Here is a 19670-nt window from a genome sequence, read left to right as displayed (position 1 = left end):
GCGCTCGAACCGTCTGACGGTGGGCAATGGCCGCATGGAATGATCGCGATCGCCTTCATGACACCCGTGCCCAGAGCCGAGCGAGACCGAGCGACACCGAGCGGCAGGGATTCCGTGACCGCCGACGGCCGTGGCGGCCAGGCCGTCTGGACCCGCACGCGAGGGTCCGGACGGTCTCCCGCTACCGCGGTGCGATGGCCTTGAGCCAGTCCTCGACGGCGACGACATCCGCCCACTGCGGGAACAGCTTTTCGGTGAGGACCCGGTGCACCTCGGGGTCGGTGTCGAGGCAGGCATCCGCCAGGACGGTGAGGTCGAAGTCCAGATCGATCGCGTGGCACAGGGGGGACAGCACCACACCGCTGGTGGCGATGCCGGTGAGAACAAGGCTGTCGACGTCACGAGCCCTGAGTACCAGGTCGAAGTCGCTGCCCGAGAACGCGCTCCCTCGCCTCTTGGTGACCACGACGTCGCCCTGCTGGGGCGCGATGTCGTGGTGGATCTCGGTGCCGGGGTCGCCCTCGGTGAACAGGCCGGCCCGCACCGCGGCGGTGAGCACCCTGTTGCGAGTGCTGACTTCCGGATCGCCCGGCCGTAACTCGATGACCACGTAGACCACGGGGATACCCGCCGCGCGAGCACCGTCGATCGCACTGCGCAGACGCGGCAGATATCCGGAGCCGTCGTTCGCGATGCCCACGATGTCGCGCTGGACGTCCATCACGAGGAGCGCGCTGTTCGCCATACTTGCATGGTCAGGCGGGGTTGACGCCGTCGATCTCGACCAGAAGGTGGCGGGGGCCGCGCAGACTGGGGCTCGCGCGGTAGGGCGGTGGGTCGGCGACGAGTCGGGGGTTCTTCAGCCGGTGTGCCAGCTGGGTGAGAGCGATCTGTGTCTCGGGACGGGTCAACGGGGCACCGAAGCAGTAGTGGATGCCGCCGCCGAAACCGAGGTGCTCGTTGTGCTCGCGATCGGGATCGAAGCGGTCGGGGTCCGGGACGAAGCCGGGGTCGCGGCTGCCGGAGGCGAGCACGAGGGCGACCGGTGAGCCCTTGGGAATGGTGGTGCCGGCGATCTCGATGTCGTCGAGGGTGTTCCGGCCGCTGGACAGAAACTGCACCGGTGGTTCGTAGCGCAGGAGTTCCTCGACCACTCGGGCGGCCAGATCTGGTTCGTCGCCGAGGCGTAGCCGGTCGAGTATCTCGGGGTGGCGCAGGAGGGTGAGCATGCCGTTGGCGACGAGGTTGACGGTCGTCTCATGGCCGGCGACGAGCAGCAGGGCCGCGTTGCTCAGTATCTCCTCGTGTGACATCGGCGCCTCGTCGCCGTCATCGCCGAGGAGTCCGGAGAGCAGGTCGTCGCATCGTCGGCCGTGGCGGGCGTCGAGGAGCTGGGCGAAGTACTGGCCGAGGTCGGCGACGGCCTTCGCGCGTCGGCGCTGCCGCTCCGCGATCCCGCCGGTGGTCGGGTCGGCGGTTTCGATGACCGCGCCGGACATGACCTGGAATCGCGGTTCGTCCTCGCGGGGTACTCCCAGCAGCTCGCAGATCACCGTGACCGGGAACGGATAGGCGAAGTCGTCGACGATGTCGACCCGGACCTTGCCGGACCCGTCCTTGCCCGGGAAGTCGTCGATGAGGCTCGTCACGATCCTGAGCAGGTCGGGCATCATGCCGTCGATACGTCCCGGGCGGTGGGGTGGGCCGAAGTTCCGCGTCAGCAGGCGCCGGATGCGGTCGTGCTCGGGTGGGTCGATCCGGATGAAGTTGGGCGGCAGCCCGGGGAGGCCCTCTTCGTACGCGTGCGCCGCGGCATCGGCGGCGACCTCGGGGAGGTTGCGCGCATCCGAGCTGAGCCGTGGGTCGTGGAGCAGGGAGACGATCTCCCGGTAGGTGCTCACGACGTAGGTCCCGTCCTCCTCCCGTACCACGGGCGTCCTGCGCAGCTCGGTGTAGAGCGGGTAGGGGTCGGCGCGGTGGGAGGGATCGAGGATCTGCTGCCAGGTGCTGGTCCGGGTCATGGAGGGCATCTCCCGCAACTCGGGGATCAGGGACGTGCGGTGGCCTGGGCAGGGTCACAGGTACGTTCTGCGGACCAACGTGGCCCGCCGTTCACTGGGTCCGTGACCGGTCACCACGACGGTGGCCTGAGGGGTGGGCCGTTCCGGGACCTCGGCCGCGACCGGGCGCCCGTCGGTGGCCTGGTCGACGGTGCGGAAGGACGGCGGGAACGGCGCCGCCCGGTCGATCAATCCCGCATAGAACTCCAGCCACTTGGCCTGGTTGAAGGCGACCGCCGCGGTGATCCGCCCGCGGTATCCGTAGACGGCGACGAAGCGGCGCTCGGCCACCGATCCCTGGGCGATGACGACGTGATCGGCGTAGGTCGGGACGCCGACGGACTTGATCTCGGTGCCGAACTGGGTGGACCAGAACTCCGGCAGCGCAAGGTGCGGCCAGCGCTCACCTTGGGTGCTGATCATGTTGTGCGCGGCGATCCCCGCCTGGGCGACGGCGTTGCCCCAGTGCTCCAGGGCGAGGTACTGGTAGTCGTAGACGGGGTGTGGGCAGCGGGCCACGTCGCCCGCGACGAACACATCGTCGGTCACGAGGCCGTTGACGTCGACAGCGCGGCACCCCGCATCGCACGCCACGCCCCAGTCCCCTGCCGCCAGCCCCGAGCCTTCCAGCCATTCGACGTTGCGGATACTGCCGAGAGCGGCCACCGCCACTTCGACGTCCAGAGTGCTGCCGTCGGACAGACGGGCGCGCCGCAGCCTCCCGCTGTCATCGCCTTCCAGCGACTCGACTCTGACGCCGCACCGCAGGTCGACGCCGTTGTCGCGCTGCATCTGCGCCGCAACCCCGCCGATCACCGCGCCCAGTGCCCCGGCCAGCGGAGCCGGGCCGCGATCGAGGACGGTCACCGGCAGATCCAACTCGCGGCAGGCGGAGGCGACTTCACAGCCGGTGAACCCGGCACCGATGACCAGCACCCGGCCGGGCCCGGCCGCCAGCCGCTGTCGCAACCCTTCCGCGTCTTCCGGCGTATGCAGCGCGAACAGCCCGTCGAGCGCGGCCTCCGCCTCGTTCGGCCACGGGCGCGCCCGTACTCCGGTGGCGATGAGCAACCGGTCGAACCCCACCTTCGCGCCATCGGCCAGCAGCACCTGCTTGCCGTCCAGGTCGAGCCCCGTGGCCGCGACCCCGAACCGCCAGTGCGCGTCGAGCTCCTCTCGGCGGGGCAGTGCGGTCCGCCGCGCCGGAACCTGGCCCATGAGGACCTGCTTGGACAACGGCGGCCGGTCATAGGGAGCATGAGGCTCGTCCCCGATCACGGTCAGCGAGCCGGTGAAGCCCTCCTGGCGCAGCATCCGACCAGCCCGCAGGCCGGCCAGCGACGCCCCGACGATGACGATGCGCCCCGTACGCTTGAACGCTTCCCCAGGGCCGGAGGCAGCCACGCGCGTCCCGGGCGCGGGCTCCCGGATCCGCGTGCCGTCACGGTCGAGGAAGATGGCCTGGACCGGGCAGGCCGCCGCGGCCCGCACGATCTTCTCCCGCTGCGCGTCGTCCGGATCGGTGTCGTACAGCAGCGCCTCGTCCCCCTGGATGACAAACACATCCGGCGCGGCGAAAGCGCACTGCGCGTATCCCTGGCACCGGGTGAGATCCACGACAACCTTCATGGGAACGCCCCTTCCGAGCCCTGCGGATCGGCCGTTTCGTCCCCGTCCGCGCACGGACGTCGTCATGTCTGCTCTTTCAGTGGATCACGCTACGACCGGGACCGCATCCCGCTGCGGTGGATCACCTTCTGCGAGCACTACGGCATCGATGCTTCTTCGTGCCGGCGGCTGCCTGATCACGGCTCGGCGGGGTTCTTTCCCCAGACGAAGACCTCGGTGCTCGGAAGGCGCTCGGAGAATCGGCCCGATGGGGACACCTCCCGCAGCAGGCGGCGCAGGTCAGACTCGAAGGCGTCACGGCGCGCGCCGAACAGGTGCGGAGCCGAGAACGACATCGAGAACACCCCCGCGACGACGTCATCGCACGTGCGCTCAAGCGCACGCCCGCCGGGAACGACATGACGCCGAGGACCGGAGAATCCCGCGCGCGTGAGCACCGCCGCCTCGCCGCCGGGCGTGCCCTGCGGCAGTACCCCGCGCCCGGCTCGTCGTACCGGTCCGAGGTAGCGCCTGACCAACTCGTCCATCGCGGCATAGGGCACCGCCGGATACGGAAGACCCTCGACGGATCGGCGCTCCGTCTTCAGATCCGAGATGTGCGCGAACGCCCCGCCGGGCAGGAGCATGTCCCTGATGGTCGCCGCCACGAGATCCCGATCCATCCAGTGGAAGGACTGGCCGAAGGTCGCCACCGTGAACGTCCCAAGACCTGCGGGCAGTTCCTCGGCCCGGACTCGTACCCACCGCGACTTTCCGCTCACCCCCGCCTCGGCGGCCCCGCGCCCCGCTTCGGAGAGCATCCCGCTGTCCGGGTCCACACCGACGATCTCACCGAACAGGTGCGCCAGACTCAGTGCCAGGGTGCCCGGTCCGCATCCCACGTCGATCAGGCGCCCCCGACCGTCGAGTCGCAGAACCTCGGCGAGCACATCCGCGAGACCGGGTGCGTACGGGAGCCTTCCCCGTTGGTAGTAGGGGGCCGTCCCCGAGAACAACGTGTCGTCCCACTCCCAGCCGACGACCACCGCCACCCGCCACCCTTCGGGGCGCCGGGCCTATCTTTTCACCTTTGGCTGGGCGAACTGGGTCTGGCGTTCCATGGAAAACCACTGTGGTGGCTGTCATCGTCCGGCTCTGCTCATGACCAGCGGACGGCTCGGGCACTACTTCTTCCGGCCCTCAGGTCGGCGTCAGCCTCGCGCCGAGCCTGCCCGTCCTCGGCATCCCCAAAATCCCGACTGGCCCGCAGAACGCGCACACTCGAGAAAGCTCCGGACTCAGCGGTGGTCATCAGCGCAGGCTAGGGGACTGCACCGACCATCAACCCTGGACGTGCGCACCGTGAACCGTGATCGGCCAGGCACCTCCTAGGGGCGTTGGCCAATGCGGTCGACCACGGCGATCTGTTGGAGGCCCTTCGTTTCGAAATACGGGTTGGTCTCCTGCCACTGACCGTGCACCAGCTTGACTGTGCTGCCTTTCAGCCGCATGCCCAGATATACGTAGGTGTCGCGGTCGAAGAGGAAAGTGAAGTCGATGCCCGGGTAGGACACCCCAATTCCGCGGCGGCCGAGGATGTCCACCTCATCTCGGTCGACACGCACCCGCGGGATGCCGGCGAGTGCCCCGAACGCGGCAGCCTGAAGCCCTGGCGGCATCACCCGCGGTCCCTGCATGAGCAGACATGCGTCGAAGAACGCGTCTCGGTCCGTCTGCGGAGTGCTCTTCTGTCCGTGGCGGAGCGTTTCGAGGAGCTTGTCAGGGTCTGTGGGCAACTTCTTGAGTTTGGCGTAGACGGTGGGCGGCCACCGCACTTCATGCTTACTGAGCGGCGGGTCGTGGTGGACTTTCCCGTACTCCTGCCGGAGAGAGGGCTTGGAGCCGTCGACCGACATCCAACTCTCGTCCGTCCAGGTGCGTGTCCTGCCGCCCTTCCAGGGTGTCCGTGCGATGTAGGTCCTGGTGTAGAAGTACTGGTCGTCGCGCGGGATGGGCAGCCGGCTGCGGTCGGCTCTTGAGGCGTCTGCGGCCTTCTGGAGGATCTGGGCTGCGCTGAGCATGGTGAGGTTCGGCGTGCCCTCATTGTCGCCGTCTCTCGTGACCGCGACGGCGATACCTGCCACGGCTGCGGCGGCAGCGCCGACGAACGCGCCGCGCAGAGCGAGGCGTCGGGAGAGTCGGCTTCTCGTGCTCTGACGCGTTTCATGGTCGATGGCGCCGAGCAGGCGGGCCCGAGCCGCAGCGCGTGCCTGTGAAGTGAGCTGGAGGTTGTCGGCTTCCCATGCCCGCAGCTCAGTGAGGTCATCCATGATCGTGCTCCTTTTGGAGTGCAGCCGCGGAGGGGGCATCCTGGGTGCCCGCTGTCTTGCGTAGTTGCGCACGTGCCCGGTGCAGGCGTGAGCGCACGGTGCCGATGGGAATGCCCAAGGACTCTGCGGTCTCCGCGTAGTCGAGGTCACCCCAGGCGACGAGGAGCAGCACGTCACGGTGGCGGGCGGGCAACCTGGCGAGCGCGCCCGCCAGCGCTGCCGAGGAGCGTTCGGCGCTGACTCTCTCGGCGACTCGGTCCTCCATGGGCTCGCCTTCGTCGCTCTCCTCGCTGGATGCCAGGGAGGCCGCACGTGACATCGCACGCAAGCGCCGGGCCTCGGCTCGCCGGTGGCGTCCGACGAGGTTGGTCGCGATGCCGTACAGCCATGGACGTGCTTGGGCCTGAGAGAGGTCGTAGCGACGACGCTGCCGGAACGCGATCACAAACGTCTCGGCCATCAGATCATCGGCCGCATCGACACCCAGCCGTCTGGCCACATAGCGGTGGATGTCGCCGGCGTGGCGGTCGAAGAGTACGGCGAAGACGTCCGGCGTCTCCCAGGACTCCTTGACGACCAAGGCGTCGGAGGCAGGCTCGTTGTCGTCCCGGGTGCCATGCCAGGCGCCGATGTCCGGCGAGAGCGTCACCAGTTGCCTCTTCGGTTCATGTACTTCCCTTGAAGTCGTTCGCGTGGACACCAGTGGTTCGCCGATGGCCTCGCACGAGTTCCACGTCTGCGGTGTGACGTGAGCCACATGCGAGAGGGATCGGTGTGGTCGGCTCGCCGCGGGGACCGGCCGATCGCGTCGAGCACCTCGCGGTGCGACTACGTCACTCCCTGAAGGGGCTGAACGACAGGCCTACGTAAGGTCCGAGTACGCGAGGTGAGTTGCGCAGACGCGGCATCGGAAGAGGTAGGCGGTGGGCTGGCCGTCCCTGTCCAAAGTGCTGAGGTGATGCTCCACTTCGTCCGGAGGTCATCCCCAACCGCCGGCCTCCTTTCGGAGAACGCCGCGCCGTCACCGCAGTCGGCGATGCACCACGGGCAGAGCCGATCGGCGAGGTCGTCGATGGAGTAGACGGGGCCTGGGTAGATGCATCCGCGTGCTTGCCCGCAACAGAGGCACATTGTGTCTCCTACCGCCAAATCCGCTGGGTAAGTCGAGTGCCCATCCGCGCGCTCGCGTCGGCTTCCACACCGAACTGCAGGACACCTCGGCCCCCGGCTGGCAGCATCTGCTCGCGCTCATCGACGAGGCGGCCGCCGACGGCCGGGAGGAGTTCCGTCCGCTCGTCGAGCTCAGCCCCCAGGAACGGCGGCAGATCGTCACCCTGCCGCCGACCATCGCCAAGCTGACGGCGGTCAAGCACCTCATGCTCTACGGCAGCAACCTCGTCCGCGTCCCACCCGAGATCGGGGCGATGACCAGCCTGGAGGAGTTCACCCCGTACACCTCCTACCGACTGCACTGGTTCCCGTACGAGATCACCAGATGCACGAGGCTCACCAGGAGCACGGTGAGTACGCGCACTCTGTTCGGCAACTACAAGCTGCGGCCCCCCTTTCCGCGGCTGCAGTCTGCCGGGAGTTCGGTCGTCGGACTCGATACCGACGACCTGGATCCACGCCGCTGGGGCACGACAGCCATCTCCTCATGCAGCGTCTGTGACCGAGCGGTCGAGCTCGGCGGGCTCCACCCGGTGTGGATCTCGCTGCGGGTGGCCACGGACGTTCTGCCCCTGCTGGTCAACGCGTGTTCGGCGCAGTGCGTGGCCGCACTTCCCCTGCCACCCGAGGGTTACGTCCAGTCAGCGCACACAGGCGGCCGGGTCGGCCAACCCTCGGCCGACTGGGACTGACCGGCAGACGACCCGGTCCCGGTCGAACCGCTCCGGCGCTCTTGACCAGGCCCGCCCGCCGCACCGAGGGCGTCGGCGGGGAGGGGTTCGGGTTCGGGTTCGGTGACGTCGAGTACGGCGCCGATGCGGCCGCTCACCAGCTCGGACAACTCCGCGTCCTCAGCTTCACCGGCATCGAGGACGGCCCCGGGTGACAGGACCGCGGTGTGGTCAGTCGATCCGTGCCTCGCCGTACGGCACCAGCCGCACCGGCCCGAGCAGCCCGTACGCCTGACGCGCGGTACCGCCGTAGACCGCGGGGTCGCTGACCCGCAGCCGATTGGAGAGCGGGGTGGCGACCTCGACCTCGATGACATTGACCCCGCGCCTGAGCAGGTCGCCCAGGTCCACCACCGGATGGATCTGGTCTACGGGGTCAAGGCGGTGGCCGTTCACGGTCACACGGCAGGTGTCGGTCACGGTGCCCAGTTCCAGGCGGGCTCCGTGGTCGCCGGTCCAGCCGTCGTCGAGGGTGACCGTGGTGCGGTAGCGGCCGATTCCGGAGACGTCCGCGAGTTCGGTGATCTGCGACCAGGGCAGCAGCGTGCCGAGGGTGAGTTCGTGCTCGACGACGGTGGTGCGGTAAGCCGTGTCGCCGGGTCGCCAGTCCTGCACGTACAGGTGCCAGGAGGAGAGATCCAGCGGCGCGGGGACGCTCTTGACCGTCGTCCGCACGGTGCGGCCGGAGGAGAGGGCGGTGCTGTACGTGCCTGCCGCGGCCGCCCGGACGACGAGTCCGGCGTCGGTGAAGCGCACCTCGTCCGCCTCGCTGTCGACCGCGTGCGGACGGCTGCCGGCGCGGTCGCCGAAGAGCCCGGGGCGGCCGAGGGCCAGGATCATGGTCTCGGCGGGCTGGAGGGTGACGCGAGCGGTGACGGTGTCGCCGTCCTCGGTGTAGCGGGCGAGGCGCTCGGCCTTTCCGGTCCACGGGTCGAGGAGGTAGGGCACGGCGCCCGCGGTGGTGCGGCGCAGGGTGACCTCGTGGTCGATCGCGGCCACCGGCGGCTTGACGGTCTCGGCGTGCTTGCCGTTGCACAGGTAGTAGTAGTCGACGCCGTCGGCCACACGATGGGCGTTGAGCAGGGTCGACGAGGCCGCGTACCGGACGTCGGGCGCCACCCCGAGGTCGACGAGAGCGGCGGGGACGGCCGACTTGTCGACGACCTGGCGGACCAGCGGCTGGGCCAGCAACTCGGCCACCACGGAACGCAGTTCGTCGCTCTCGCCGCTGTCCGGGACACCGGGCGGCACGACGGTGTCCCAGGCGCCGAGCAGCACGACGGGCAGTCCGGCGCGGGCGAGGCGCAGCAGGGCGCGGGCGTCGGACAGCGCCAGGGTGACCGTGGAGCCGTAGAAGAAGTCGCCCTCGACGAACAGGGCCTTGTACGCCGGGCCTTCGGGTGCGAGGCGCCCGTGGCGCACGGTGGCGGCGGGCAGGTCGAGCAGCGGCCCGCTGAGGAACTGGTGGGTCCAGCCCAGGGGGATGCCCGTCGCGGTGAACCAGGAGGCGCCGATGCCGGTGGCGGTGTACCCGGTCTGTCGGAACACGGCGACGTCGACGCGCGGACGGCCGGTCTGCAACACGTGGTGAACCCGGCCCAGATACCCCGACACGTCCGCGACGTGCCGCCAGGTCGGATGCCGCGGGCCCCAGGACTCTCCATAGCCGACCGTCCCCTTGTACGGGGTGAAGGCGGCGTATCCGGGCCAGTTCACGCCCGGCAGCTCGGCGTAGGAGAAGCCGTGGACGACCGTCTGGTTGACTCCCGCTGCGTAGGCGCCGCCCATGGTGCGCAGGAACTTCTGCCAGGTCGTGTTGTACGCGCCGCCGGCGTAGGCGCCCGCCTCGCAGGACAACACGGTGTGCCCCGCCATGTCCCGGCCGCCCGCCAGACAGCGGTAGTCGTCGAGGTTCTTGAAGCCGAGGGATTCGCCCTCGGGGATGTCCAGGAGCGCGGCCGAGGCGATCGCGTCGGTCTGGAGACCGTAGGGCTGGGAACGCAGTTCGAGGCCGAGGGAGTGGGCCCAGGTGCGCAGGGCCGTCACATGGTGCCGGTTGAAGAGGACGGACACCGTCTCCCAGAAGTCGTGCCGGATCTGCCGGGTGACGGCGGCGTCGAACGCGAACACCTGGCTGCCGTGATTGAGGATCACGGCAGCCAGCAGCGGCAGCAGGGAGCGGCCGGTGTGGGCGAGGAACGCGTCCGGGAGGCCGGGCGTCCACTGGAGCCCGTCGGTCTCCAGCTCGATGGAGTCCTCGAACAGCGCCCCGCCGGAGACCCTGAGCAGGCGCCGGACGGTGGGGGAGAGGATGTGGGACTCCCAGAAGTCGGTCACCGCGCGTGTGCCGGCCGGGCTGAAGTGGTCGACCACGTACGCGGCCGGGGCGGTGTGCGGGCCGCCCTCCGGAGTCTGTCCGGAACCGCGTACCCAGTAGGAGACGATCACCCAGCTGCCGTCGCCGGGCGCGGTCCAGGTGAGCGTGCCGTCGGTGACGGCGCCGGTGAGGTCCCGGACCGAGTCCAGGTCGAGCCCCGTCTCCTTGCGGGTGGAGTTCGCGGTGTTCACCCGGGCGGCCTGGACCAGGAGCAACCGCTGCCGGGTCACGCCCGCGGCGGCGGCGGCGTGGACCGGGGGCGGCACCGGACCGGAGTAGACGCTTCCCGCGGTCAACGTGGCCGTTCCGTAGGCGAGTTCCTTGACCGCCGCCTCGCCGTCCGGCGTGATGCCGGGGACCGCCGCCGGCCAGCTGGGGCCGATGGTCAGATCGACGGTGAGGCCGCGCCGGGCCGCCTGGCCCAGTGCCGCCTCCACTCCCGCCACCCACGCGGCGCTGCCCCAGCCGTGCCGCGCGGTGTCCAGGACCGAGGGGTCCGTGACGCTGTGATGGACCGCGGCTATCTCGGCCCCGCCGAAACCGGCGTCGGCGATCTGGTCGATCTCCCGTCTGATCTCGTCGGGCTGCACGAGGCCGTCGGGCCACCACCAGCGGAACTTCGGCCGCACGGCGCGCCCGGGCGTCGCGAAGGGCGGCCCGACGGCGGTCGAAGCCCTCGCCACCGCGGGCAGGCTCCAGTCGAACGCACCGGCCGCGGCCGTGGCGACGGCGGCTCCGAGGAGAGCGCGGCGGGGGAGCCCCGAGCTGCGGGCCGGGGTGACGTTGCTCATGGATCTCGTCCACTCTCTCGGAGGGCAGCACAAACAGGACCCCTTCGGGGCCCACGCTTTTGAATCGTTTAAATCCTTCGGGAAGCTACGGCCCCGGATCGGAGAGCGTCAAGATCCGTGCACACCTTCGACCACAGTCGCGTCAGGTGGCGTGCGTGAGCTTCGCAGGCGGACATCAGGAAGTTGTCAGGGTGTGGGAAGACCCTCTCGCCTCCCTTTTTCCCGGGCGCAGGCGCTTACTATCGGCCGCGTGTGCGCACATGTGCTGGTCGCTGAGGACGACGAGAAACAGGCGGAGCTGATACGCCGCTCACTGCTTCAGGAGGGACACACCGCGACCGTGGTCCACGACGGCGGGGCCGCGCTCGACGAGGTACGGAGGCACAAGCCCGACCTCGTCGTCCTCGACCTGATGCTGCCGGTGATCGACGGCTTCGGGGTGTGCCGGGTGCTGCGCCGGGACGACGACATCCCCGTCCTCATGCTCACCGCCCGCTCCGCCGAGGAAGACGTCCTGCTCGGCCTGGAACTCGGCGCCGACGACTACATGACCAAGCCGTACAGCCCGCGCGAGCTGATGGCCCGTATCCGCACGGTCCTGCGGCGCAGCGGGCGCCCGGCCGACGAGCAGGACCGGTCCGTACGGGCCGCCGGAATCACCGTCGACCCGGTCCGGCACGAGGTGCACTGCGACGGCGCGCGCGTGGAGTGCACCCCCGGCGAGTACGAGATCCTGCGCGCCATGACCGCGGAGCCCGAGCGGGTCTTCTCCCGGCGACAGTTGCTCCAGTGCACCCGCGGTATCGACCGGGCCTCCACCGAACGGGCCATCGACGTGCACATCATGAACCTGCGCAAGAAGATCGAGCCCGATCCCCGCAGACCGGTGCGGCTGCTCACCGTGTTCGGCGTCGGGTACAAGCTCAGCGGTGGGCGCGGGTGAGCTCCGGCATACCGCTGCGCAAGAGGCTGCTCGTACGGCTGATGATCACCTCGGTGCTCATCGCCCTCTGCTCGGTGGCAGCGACGGCGTGGCTCGCGGTGCAGACGACGACCCGCGCCATCCAGGAGGAGCAGGGACAGGCCCTCGCCGACGACACGGACATCCTCCGGCAACTCAGCGGATACGCCGCCACCCACCCGAGCTGGTCGGGCGTCCAGGCCACCGTGCGCCGGCTGTCGGCCGCCACCGGGCGACGGATCGCGCTGACGACGGCGGACCGTACGCCGATCGCCGACTCCGCCAAGTCCCGCACCGCCCTGCCGCCCGGGGCCGCCGCCACCGTCGACCCCCTGCACACCGACACCTACTCGGAGCCCGGCGCCCAGCTCAACGGCGTCGACCCGCGCGCGGTGGGGCCCTACCGGCTCACGCCCCTGGAGCGGGCACGGCTGGGCAAGCTGGCGACTCTGCGGCAGAAGTGCGCCGCGCGCAACGGCGTCGACACCACGATCACCTGGACGCCGAGCGGTCGGCCCGTCCTGTCGGACGCGAACGGGATTCTCCCGAACTCGATCGTGCCCGAAGTGTGCGCGGACGGACAGCTCAACACCCTGACCCACACCGAGGAGACAGCGGTGGCCAGGCTGACGAGCCTTACCGAGGCATGTCTGCGGCGCAAGGACCTTGCTCTGCGCGAGAAGGGGTTCATCTCGCTGGAGTTCTCCAGCGAGGCCCCGCAGCCGCAGTTCACCCTGGGGAGGGAGAGCCCGGGCGGCCATCCCACGGCGATCGAGGCGAAGGGGAACGAGTGTCTCGCCGAAGCGCGTCGCGAGCAGCTCGACCCCGATGTCGCGCCCGTTGCCGAGCTGTTCCTGGGCACGGGGGACAGCGCCGTCCCGCACTTCGACATGTCGAACGCCAACAAGGCCAAGGTCGTCGGAGTCACCGGTCTCGTGCTGGCCCTCACCGTGGCCGTGACCGCGCTGGTCGCCACCCGTCTCGTACGCCCGTTGCGCGCGCTCACGCAGGCCGCCCAGCAGCCGTTGGAACAGCATGTACGGGTGCCCGTCACCACCCGGGACGAGACGGGCATCCTGGCGGTCGCGTTCAACGAGCTGACCGAGCGCCGGGAACGGATGGAGGCCCAGCGCAAGGCGATGGTCAGCGACATCGCGCATGAACTGCGCACCCCACTCACCAACATTCGCGGCTGGCTGGAGGTGACCCGCGACGGCATCGTCGACCCCGATCCGGAACTGCTCGCCTCCCTGCACGAGGAGGCGGTGCTCCTCCAGCGGGTCATCGACGATCTCCAGGACCTCGCGGCGGCCGACGCGGGCACCCTCACGCTGCACCGCGAGGCCGTCCGCGCCGACGAGCTGCTCGAACAGGTCGCGGCGGCGCACCGGGTGGGCGCGGAGTCGGCGGGCATCGGGCTGCGCACGGGGACGGACGGGACGTCCGCGCCGGCGGGGAACGGGACTCCTTGGCTCGACGCGGATCCGGTGCGGATGCGGCAGGCGCTCGGCAATCTGGTGTCCAACGCGATCCGGCACACACCGGACGGCGGCACGATCATCCTCTCCGCCCGGGAGGAGGAAGGCCAGGTCGTCCTCGAGGTGGCCGACACCGGCAGCGGTATCGCTGCGGAGGATCTGCCCAGCGTCTTCGACCGGTTCTGGCGGGCCGAGAAGTCCCGCAGTCGCCGCACCGGCGGCAGTGGGCTCGGCCTGTCCATCGTCCGCCAGCTCGTGGCGGCCCACGGCGGTACCGTCGCGGTGGCGAGTGAACTCGGCGCCGGTTCGGTGTTCACCCTGAGGCTGCCCGGCACCGACGCTCCGGTTGACGCGGAGGAGGACCCCTGACCTGCGCAGGGTGGTGGTGGCGGTACCAGGATCCGCGTTCCTCCTCACAGGAGGGATCTGGTTGCCCCGACGTCCTGGGAGCACTGTGGTCACATGAACACCACCAGGATGCCGGGGGCCAGAATCCGTGTCACGCCCCTGCGGTCGCTCGCGGGACGCACCTATGTCCCGCGCCGCGGAAGAAGTGGAAGAGGCGCAGAGAGGTCACGAGGGTCGGAAAGTCAGGCTCCGGCTGTCCGGGTAGCCGGGGGCGACGGTGACGATGCCGGGGGTGTCGTCCGTGACGCGGAGCCTTTGAGTGTCGTCGGTGGGGAGTGCGGAGGCGTCGACGGTGCAGGTCGCGTGCAGCTCCGTGCCGGCGTCCCGGACGAAGTCCTTCACTAGCAGCGCGATGCCGTCCTCGCTGACCCGGCTGATGACCTGTCCGCCGATACGGTCGTGGACGAGGTCGACGGCCGCGGAGTTCTCGATGGAGACGGCCGGTGTGAAGGCACCGGCCGTCGTCGGCGTGCCGGGGATCAGCCCGGTGACCGGGGCGATCGACAGACCGGTGGGCAGGCCGACGGCGGAGTAGGCGGGGCTGCTCGGCATCGCCGACGGCCTCGTACGCGTCACCGCTCACCCCGAACAGGCCGGCCGCGGCCTGCAAGACACCGGTGCGGGCGCCCGCGTGGTCGGTGTTGCCGGTCATGCAGCGGGTCAGGGCCCGGCACCGGACGTTGGTGGCCCCTCGGGGCGGCGTCGTCCGTCTTCCTCGTCTTCGCGTCCGCCAGGGCCGGGCCGGCTTCCTCGCCGTCGCAGCCGCTATTCGGCGGCCTTGGTGGTCGGTACGGAGAAGGTTGCCGTCGAGGCGACCAGCGCCGTCGGCGTGACCGTCGGGCCGGCGGGCCACGTGTCGCCGGACGGAGGTGGCACGGCCACCTCCCGACCGTGGGAAGTGGCCGATGCGGAGTTCGTCACCGGAATACGTTGTCGGAATCGTCCCAGATCGAGGGCTCGCTCGGCGTGTACTCCCGCGGGACCCTCGACGAGGTCTGGTACATCGCGTCGATCTCGGCGGCGAAACGCCGTGAGATGGCGTCCCGGCGCAGCTTCATCGACGGGGTCAGCAGGCCGTTGGTCTGGTCGAAGGGCTCGGAGAGAACACGGAACACGCGGATGGACTCGGAGCGGGAGACAGCGCTGTTGGCCGCGGCGACGGCGCGTCTGACCTCCTCCCGCAGCTCGTTCTCCTCCCGTGCGTCCCGTGCCGACGCGCCCCCCTTGGACCAGGCTCCGCGCCAGTGCGCGAGGAAGTCGGGATCAAGGGTGATGAGGGCGCCCACACACGGCCGGTTGTCTCCCACGACGACCGCCTGATGGATCAACGGGTGGACGCGCAGCCGCTCTTCGAGGGCCGCGGGAGCCACGCTCTTGCCGCCGCTCGTGATGATGACGTCCTTCTTGCGGCCGGTGATGGCCAGATACCCCTCGGCGTCGAGGCGCCCGAGGTCGCCCGTCGCCAGCCAGCCGTCCTGGAACGCGGCGTACGTCGACGGGGGATCGTTGACGTAGCCCTGGAACACCGAGGGCCCCCACACCATGATCTCCCCGTCCTCGGCCACCCGGATGTCCGTACCGGGCAGGGCGCGGCCGACCGTTCCGAACTTCTCGCGCCCCACGGGCTGGGCCGTGATGCCGCCGCTCGTTTCGGTGAGCCCGTAGCCGTCGTGGACGACGATCCCGATGCCCGCGTAGAAGAGGGCGAGTTCACGGTTGAGCGGGGAGCCGCCCGACACCGCGCCGCACACACGTCCCCCCAGGGTGGCCCGCAGCTTCCGGTAGACGGTCTTCTCGTAGAGGGTGTGCTGCAGGCGCAGGTCGAAACCGGGGCCGGGGCCGGTGCCCAGTCGCTGGCGTTCGGCGGCCGCGGCGAAGTCCTTCGCCGTCTGGACGGCACGCTCGAACAGGGCGCCACGGCCCGTCCGTTGCGCGGTACGCAGGAAGTTCTTGTAGATCTTCTCGAAGACGAACGGAACGGCGTAGAGATAGGTCGGGCGGAAGGAGAGGAGCGCCGCGGAGAGCGTCTCCTCGCTGAGATCGGGCTCGTGCCCCAGCAGGATGCCGCCCCGCAGACAGAGCCCCTGGACCATGATGCCGTACACGTGCGAGAAGGGCAGGAAGGCGAGGATGGCGGGCTGCTCACCGGGGGGAGCAGCCGTGTGTCTCCAGCCCTCGAGGAGGGTGTCGCAGGGGCTGGCGAGGTTACGGTGGGTGAGGGCACAGCCCTTGGGGTGCCCCGTCGTACCGGAGGTGTAGGCGATGACCGCGGTCGAGTCGGGCAGCACGATGCGGCGAAGTGAGTCCACCGTCGTCGTCGGGATCGCCCGGCCCCGCTTGACCAGCTGCGCCAGGGCCCCGGTGTCCAACTGCCAGACGTGGCGCAGTGACGGGAGCGACGCGCACGCCGAGCCGACCGTCATGACGCCCTGCTCGTCCTCGACGACCACGGCGACACAGCCCGCGTCCTGAAGGATCCAGGCGACCTGCTCGTGCGACGAGGTCGGGTAGATCGGCACGACCTCGGCGCCCACCGTCCACAGCGCGTAGCTGAGCACGGTCCACTCGTAGCGCGTACGTGCCATGACGGCCACCCGGTTCCCCGGGCGCAGGCCGGACACGACCAGCCCCCGGGCCAGGTCGACCACTTCGTCCCACAGCTCGGCCGCGGTCACCGTCGTCCAGATGCCAGGATCGTCGTCGAGACGACGCGCGATCTGTGGCAGATCCGGCTCACGGCGAGCCGTTTCGAAGAGGCTGTCGGCGAGTCCACCCTGCATCACAGTCGCAGCCGGTGAAGGATTTTCGAACGCGTGCATCGCCGCTCCAGAATTCTCCCCGACATGACCCCACCGAGGGGCTCCGGTGCCGAGGATTCACGAATCTAGCCCAGTCCGACCACGACTGTGCCGGATTCAGGCAGCAGTTCGTCTACCGATGAGGTTACGGTCGGATCAGGGACCTCCCGCGCTCGGGAGTCGGTCATGGAAGAGCTCCGTGCGCGGGCGGGCAGGGGTGGTCGCGCGGCGCGCGCTCACCCCCGGTCAGGACGGAGCGGACGGTCTGCGGGGCGGCGGCAACGCCCGCAGCAGCTCCCACAGCGGCTGCGATCCGGCCGCCCAGGAGGCGAGTAACCGGCGGTCCACGAGGTGCAGGCGCTGCTGCTCGGCGAAGTCCCGGGCGGGCGTGGTGATCCGCCCGTTGGTCACCATGACCGCCACGTCGGCCAGGTGCACGGGACGGGCGGTGCCGTTGAGGACCTGTAGGTCCGGCGTGCCCACTCCGCGCTCCCCGTCGCGACGGTGCTTGCACTGGATCACCCAGCGCCGCCCGAACGGATCCGTCGCCTTCACATCCGCGCCGAGATCACCGCGCCCACCGACCCGGGCGGCGTCCGGGCAGCCGTCCCGGCGCATCAGCTCCCGTATCGCCTGCTCGAACTCCTGGTGGTGCAATGTGTCCAGCTGCGCGATCGCGTACCGCAGCCCGCGCGCTCGTACCTCCTGCCAGTGCGCACGATCCCGGCGCAGGCGCAGCCAACCGGCGCACCCGAGCCCGGCGAGCACCGCGGCGGCGACGGCCACCCACCAGTGGTCCGCGAGCCATTGGACCAACGCCACCACCAGCGCGACAGCGGCGACCGAAGCCGCTACCAACCCCAACAGCCTTGCTTCTGCCTGCTGTTGACGCCTGCTCGGCCGCCGGGTGCGCCGCTTGACGGGCGACCGCCGCCGTGTCACCGGACACCGCGCTTCACCGGACGCCGTGCTTCACATAAAGATTGGTTCCCCCGCACCTCAGCCCCCCTGATCAAGCACTCCCCGTTGCACCACCCATCATGGCAACCGCCACTGACATCGAGTAGGGACGGCTTCCGGTCATGCGCGGCTCAGGAGCGCCTCCCGGGAGATGAGGGCGGTCGAGCCCGGTGCCGTACAGGCGTGGGCACCCGCGATCGCCCCGAGCCGGACGCACTCCCTGACGTCCCGGCCGGCGAGCCAGCCGTACAGGAATCCGCAGACGTACGCGTCACCCGCGCCGTTGGAGTCCACCACCGGAGCGGGCGGGACGGCCGCCGGAATGCGGCGCGGATCGGGGCCGCCGACTTGGGTGAGGACGTAGGAGCCTTCCGCGCCCGCCGTGGCGACCACCGTGCGGGCCCGCCCGGCGCGGAGGATCTCCCGCATCAGCGCGGGGGTTTTGTCGCCCACGGCCGCCGCGCTGAAGAAGACGAGATCGGAGCGGAGGGCGAACTCCCGATGATGGTCCGCGAGACCGTCCCAGTCGTGCAGATCGGTGGAGACGGGGACGCCGAGGTCCTCGATGTCGTCGTAGAGGAAGCGCCCGAAGTTCATGATGGAGAGGTGGACGTGGCGGGCGCGCCGCAGCCGCGGGAGGTAGAAGTCCTGGGGCATCCGCAGATCCGCCGGGTCGCGGCTGTCGTAGAAGGACATCCGACGGCCGGACGCGTCCACCAGGTTGACCGCGCGCCGCGTTCCCGCGGGGGAGATCAGCGGGAGGAACTCGACACCGCCCTTGGCCATCCGCTCGCGTACCTGTGCGCCGATCCAGTCGTCGCCGATGCAGTCGAGCAACCCGACCTTGAGGCCCAGCGCCCGGGCGCCCAGGGCGACGTTCCCTCCGGTGTGGCCGGGCCACTCCTCGATCGGGCCGACGTGCACGGAGTCGGCGAGTGGGACCGGCAGGGAGTCGACGCGGACGATGGTGTCCACGCCGCTGCCGCCGATCACCAGGACGTCGTATTTCCCGTACTCGTCGTACGCGCCGTGCTGGTCGTGGTCGCCGTTCTGATTGTTTTCCGCGTGCTGTGGGATCACAGATCCATCTGCCCTCTCCTTCCCCGCCGTTCCCAGTATGACGGGCGATCCCACAACGCGGTGGACAGTCGTCGAGGCCGGGCGGACTGGGCAGTGCTGCTGCTCTCCTGGGGCGCGTACGCCCAACTGTCGGTCGGCCCCGCGCGGACCGTCGGCCGCCGTGGGCGTCCAACGCACCCGCAGTTACTTAAAGTTGGAATAATCTCATCCGTCATTTGGGCTGGTTTTCCGAAGTCTGCGGAACGCCGAGCAGCAGGAAACTCCGGAGGAGCTTCAGAAGCCCCATTGAGCGCGCGCATCGATTACACCTTCCGTGATACGCCTATTTTCGTATTCCCGTCCTTATTCGCTTCGGACAGACTGGCGTCCTACTTCCAGAAAAAAAGGGGGGTGAACAAGGTGACTGCGGCAGCGGATCTACTGGTCGACATCGGACCTTGCGACGATGACGCGTACCTTTTTCTGAACGGTCGGCTGATTGTTCAGACCAGGCTGGGTGAGGTTCGGCGCTTCCAGCGGGAAATGCCTGACGGTTCATACAACTTCCGCCTGCAGGTGATTAACTCGGGCGGCTGGGCATGGCGGGCCAAGCTGATTCTCACCATCAACGGGACCACGTTGACGGATGTCGATGAGGTGGGCGGAAGCGGGTTCTACACGGGCGAGGTGTACGAGCAGGAATGGCAGTGCCGGATCGAAGGCGGGAAGCTAGTCGATTTCTGACGAGAGCCCGTAATCGGACCGCTGTGCCATCCGTTGTGCCATCCGTGGAAAACCTGCTTGTGTGGGGGCGGCATCAAGGTGCCGCCCCCACACGCATGGCCGGACGGCGGACAGGGGGTTGGCCCGACCGACGGAACGGCTGCCGACCGCCCGGCGTAGCCCTTGACTTCACAAGACCACCGCGCGACATTCCTG

Annotated in this window: 17 protein-coding genes and 1 pseudogene; 5 read left to right on the top strand and 13 right to left on the bottom strand. The window is 69.6% G+C overall.

Going from position 1 to position 19670, the window contains the following annotated elements; genetic code table 11:
• Positions 1-181 precede the first annotated feature (181 nt).
• From ACFZDJ_RS26755 to ACFZDJ_RS26720, 8 genes and pseudogenes are all read right to left on the bottom strand, one after another.
• On the bottom strand, positions 182-745 hold the full coding sequence (locus ACFZDJ_RS26755) for an isochorismatase family protein (RefSeq protein ID WP_391062241.1): 564 nt from the start codon (positions 743-745) through the stop codon (positions 182-184).
• Positions 746-755: 10 nt separating this feature from the next.
• Positions 756-2021: a cytochrome P450 gene (locus ACFZDJ_RS26750; RefSeq protein ID WP_391062239.1), complete on the bottom strand. Its 1266-nt coding sequence runs from the start codon at positions 2019-2021 to the stop codon at positions 756-758.
• 54 nt (positions 2022-2075) lie between these two features.
• Positions 2076-3689 carry an FAD-dependent oxidoreductase gene (locus ACFZDJ_RS26745; protein ID WP_390935694.1) on the bottom strand — a complete coding sequence of 538 codons (1614 nt, stop codon included), beginning with the start codon at positions 3687-3689 and terminating at the stop codon, positions 2076-2078.
• A 176-nt stretch (positions 3690-3865) separates the two neighbouring features.
• Positions 3866-4714 (bottom strand): methyltransferase domain-containing protein, encoded by an 849-nt coding sequence (locus tag ACFZDJ_RS26740; RefSeq protein ID WP_391062526.1) that lies wholly within the window; start codon positions 4712-4714, stop codon positions 3866-3868.
• 342 nt (positions 4715-5056) lie between these two features.
• Positions 5057-5998 (bottom strand): CU044_5270 family protein, encoded by a 942-nt coding sequence (locus ACFZDJ_RS26735; protein ID WP_391062237.1) that lies wholly within the window; start codon positions 5996-5998, stop codon positions 5057-5059.
• Positions 5991-6647, bottom strand: a complete 657-nt coding sequence (locus tag ACFZDJ_RS26730) for a sigma-70 family RNA polymerase sigma factor (RefSeq protein ID WP_391062234.1) — start codon at positions 6645-6647, stop codon at positions 5991-5993. Before ACFZDJ_RS26730 ends, ACFZDJ_RS26735 begins: the two co-directional genes overlap by 8 nt.
• Positions 6648-6860: 213 nt before the next feature.
• Positions 6861-6965 carry a CbrC family protein gene (locus ACFZDJ_RS26725; RefSeq protein WP_390935700.1) on the bottom strand — a complete coding sequence of 35 codons (105 nt, stop codon included), beginning with the start codon at positions 6963-6965 and terminating at the stop codon, positions 6861-6863.
• Between the two features lie 110 nt (positions 6966-7075).
• A pseudogene (locus ACFZDJ_RS26720) lies at positions 7076-7129 on the bottom strand (hypothetical protein); the annotation flags it as partial.
• Here ACFZDJ_RS26720 and ACFZDJ_RS26715 point away from each other — a divergent pair.
• Together ACFZDJ_RS26715 and ACFZDJ_RS26710 are read left to right on the top strand one after the other, a co-directional pair.
• Positions 7129-7860, top strand: coding sequence for a leucine-rich repeat domain-containing protein (locus ACFZDJ_RS26715; RefSeq protein WP_391062231.1), 732 nt, complete (start codon positions 7129-7131; stop codon positions 7858-7860). The pseudogene ACFZDJ_RS26720 and the gene ACFZDJ_RS26715 overlap by 1 nt on opposite strands.
• A gap of 41 nt (positions 7861-7901) precedes the next feature.
• Positions 7902-8054 carry a hypothetical protein gene (locus ACFZDJ_RS26710; RefSeq protein ID WP_391062229.1) on the top strand — a complete coding sequence of 51 codons (153 nt, stop codon included), beginning with the start codon at positions 7902-7904 and terminating at the stop codon, positions 8052-8054.
• 16 nt (positions 8055-8070) lie between these two features.
• On the opposite strand, the gene ACFZDJ_RS26705 is transcribed toward ACFZDJ_RS26710, so the two are convergent.
• Positions 8071-11067 carry a glycosyl hydrolase gene (locus ACFZDJ_RS26705; RefSeq protein WP_391062226.1) on the bottom strand — a complete coding sequence of 999 codons (2997 nt, stop codon included), beginning with the start codon at positions 11065-11067 and terminating at the stop codon, positions 8071-8073.
• 250 nt (positions 11068-11317) lie between these two features.
• On the opposite strand from ACFZDJ_RS26705, the gene ACFZDJ_RS26700 reads away from it, so the two are divergent.
• Both ACFZDJ_RS26700 and ACFZDJ_RS26695 read left to right on the top strand, forming a co-directional pair.
• Positions 11318-12010 carry a response regulator transcription factor gene (locus tag ACFZDJ_RS26700; RefSeq protein ID WP_385383941.1) on the top strand — a complete coding sequence of 231 codons (693 nt, stop codon included), beginning with the start codon at positions 11318-11320 and terminating at the stop codon, positions 12008-12010.
• A gap of 41 nt (positions 12011-12051) precedes the next feature.
• Entirely contained in the window at positions 12052-13875 is a 1824-nt protein-coding gene (locus ACFZDJ_RS26695; protein WP_391062524.1) for an ATP-binding protein, read from the top strand.
• Positions 13876-14079: 204 nt separating this feature from the next.
• Here ACFZDJ_RS26695 and ACFZDJ_RS26690 read toward each other — a convergent pair whose 3' ends face one another.
• The 4 genes from ACFZDJ_RS26690 to ACFZDJ_RS26675 form a co-directional block, all read right to left on the bottom strand.
• Positions 14080-14466, bottom strand: a complete 387-nt coding sequence (locus ACFZDJ_RS26690) for a putative Ig domain-containing protein (RefSeq protein ID WP_391062223.1) — start codon at positions 14464-14466, stop codon at positions 14080-14082.
• Positions 14467-14831: 365 nt separating this feature from the next.
• Complete coding sequence (locus ACFZDJ_RS26685; protein ID WP_384923695.1) at positions 14832-16733, bottom strand: AMP-dependent synthetase/ligase; 1902 nt, start codon at positions 16731-16733, stop codon at positions 14832-14834.
• A 225-nt stretch (positions 16734-16958) separates the two neighbouring features.
• Complete coding sequence (locus tag ACFZDJ_RS26680; protein WP_391062221.1) at positions 16959-17576, bottom strand: restriction endonuclease; 618 nt, start codon at positions 17574-17576, stop codon at positions 16959-16961.
• 216 nt (positions 17577-17792) lie between these two features.
• On the bottom strand, positions 17793-18668 hold the full coding sequence (locus ACFZDJ_RS26675) for a PfkB family carbohydrate kinase (RefSeq protein WP_391062521.1): 876 nt from the start codon (positions 18666-18668) through the stop codon (positions 17793-17795).
• Between the two features lie 369 nt (positions 18669-19037).
• Between ACFZDJ_RS26675 and ACFZDJ_RS26670 the strand changes: the two genes are divergently transcribed.
• Complete coding sequence (locus ACFZDJ_RS26670; protein ID WP_391062218.1) at positions 19038-19475, top strand: hypothetical protein; 438 nt, start codon at positions 19038-19040, stop codon at positions 19473-19475.
• The last annotated feature ends 195 nt before the right edge of the window (positions 19476-19670 follow it).

This window comes from Streptomyces sp. NPDC007896 (assembly GCF_042959425.1).
Classification (GTDB): Bacteria; Actinomycetota; Actinomycetes; order Streptomycetales; family Streptomycetaceae; genus Streptomyces.
The sequence above is the reverse complement of the archived record's forward strand: the minus strand, read 5'-3'. Positions and strand labels throughout refer to the sequence as shown.

Bases quoted from the DNA above. Each gene is read 5' to 3' on its own strand.
- ACFZDJ_RS26690 (WP_391062223.1), bottom strand. From the start codon at position 14,466: ATGCCGAGCAGCCCCGCCTACTCCGCCGTCGGCCTGCCCACCGGTCTG.
- ACFZDJ_RS26750 (WP_391062239.1), bottom strand. From the start codon at position 2,021: ATGACCCGGACCAGCACCTGGCAGCAGATCCTCGATCCCTCCCACCGC.
- ACFZDJ_RS26735 (WP_391062237.1), bottom strand. From the start codon at position 5,998: ATGGATGACCTCACTGAGCTGCGGGCATGGGAAGCCGACAACCTCCAG.
- ACFZDJ_RS26745 (WP_390935694.1), bottom strand. From the start codon at position 3,689: ATGAAGGTTGTCGTGGATCTCACCCGGTGCCAGGGATACGCGCAGTGC.
- ACFZDJ_RS26695 (WP_391062524.1), top strand. From the start codon at position 12,052: ATGATCACCTCGGTGCTCATCGCCCTCTGCTCGGTGGCAGCGACGGCG.
- ACFZDJ_RS26705 (WP_391062226.1), bottom strand. From the start codon at position 11,067: ATGAGCAACGTCACCCCGGCCCGCAGCTCGGGGCTCCCCCGCCGCGCT.
- ACFZDJ_RS26685 (WP_384923695.1), bottom strand. From the start codon at position 16,733: ATGCACGCGTTCGAAAATCCTTCACCGGCTGCGACTGTGATGCAGGGT.
- ACFZDJ_RS26755 (WP_391062241.1), bottom strand. From the start codon at position 745: ATGGCGAACAGCGCGCTCCTCGTGATGGACGTCCAGCGCGACATCGTG.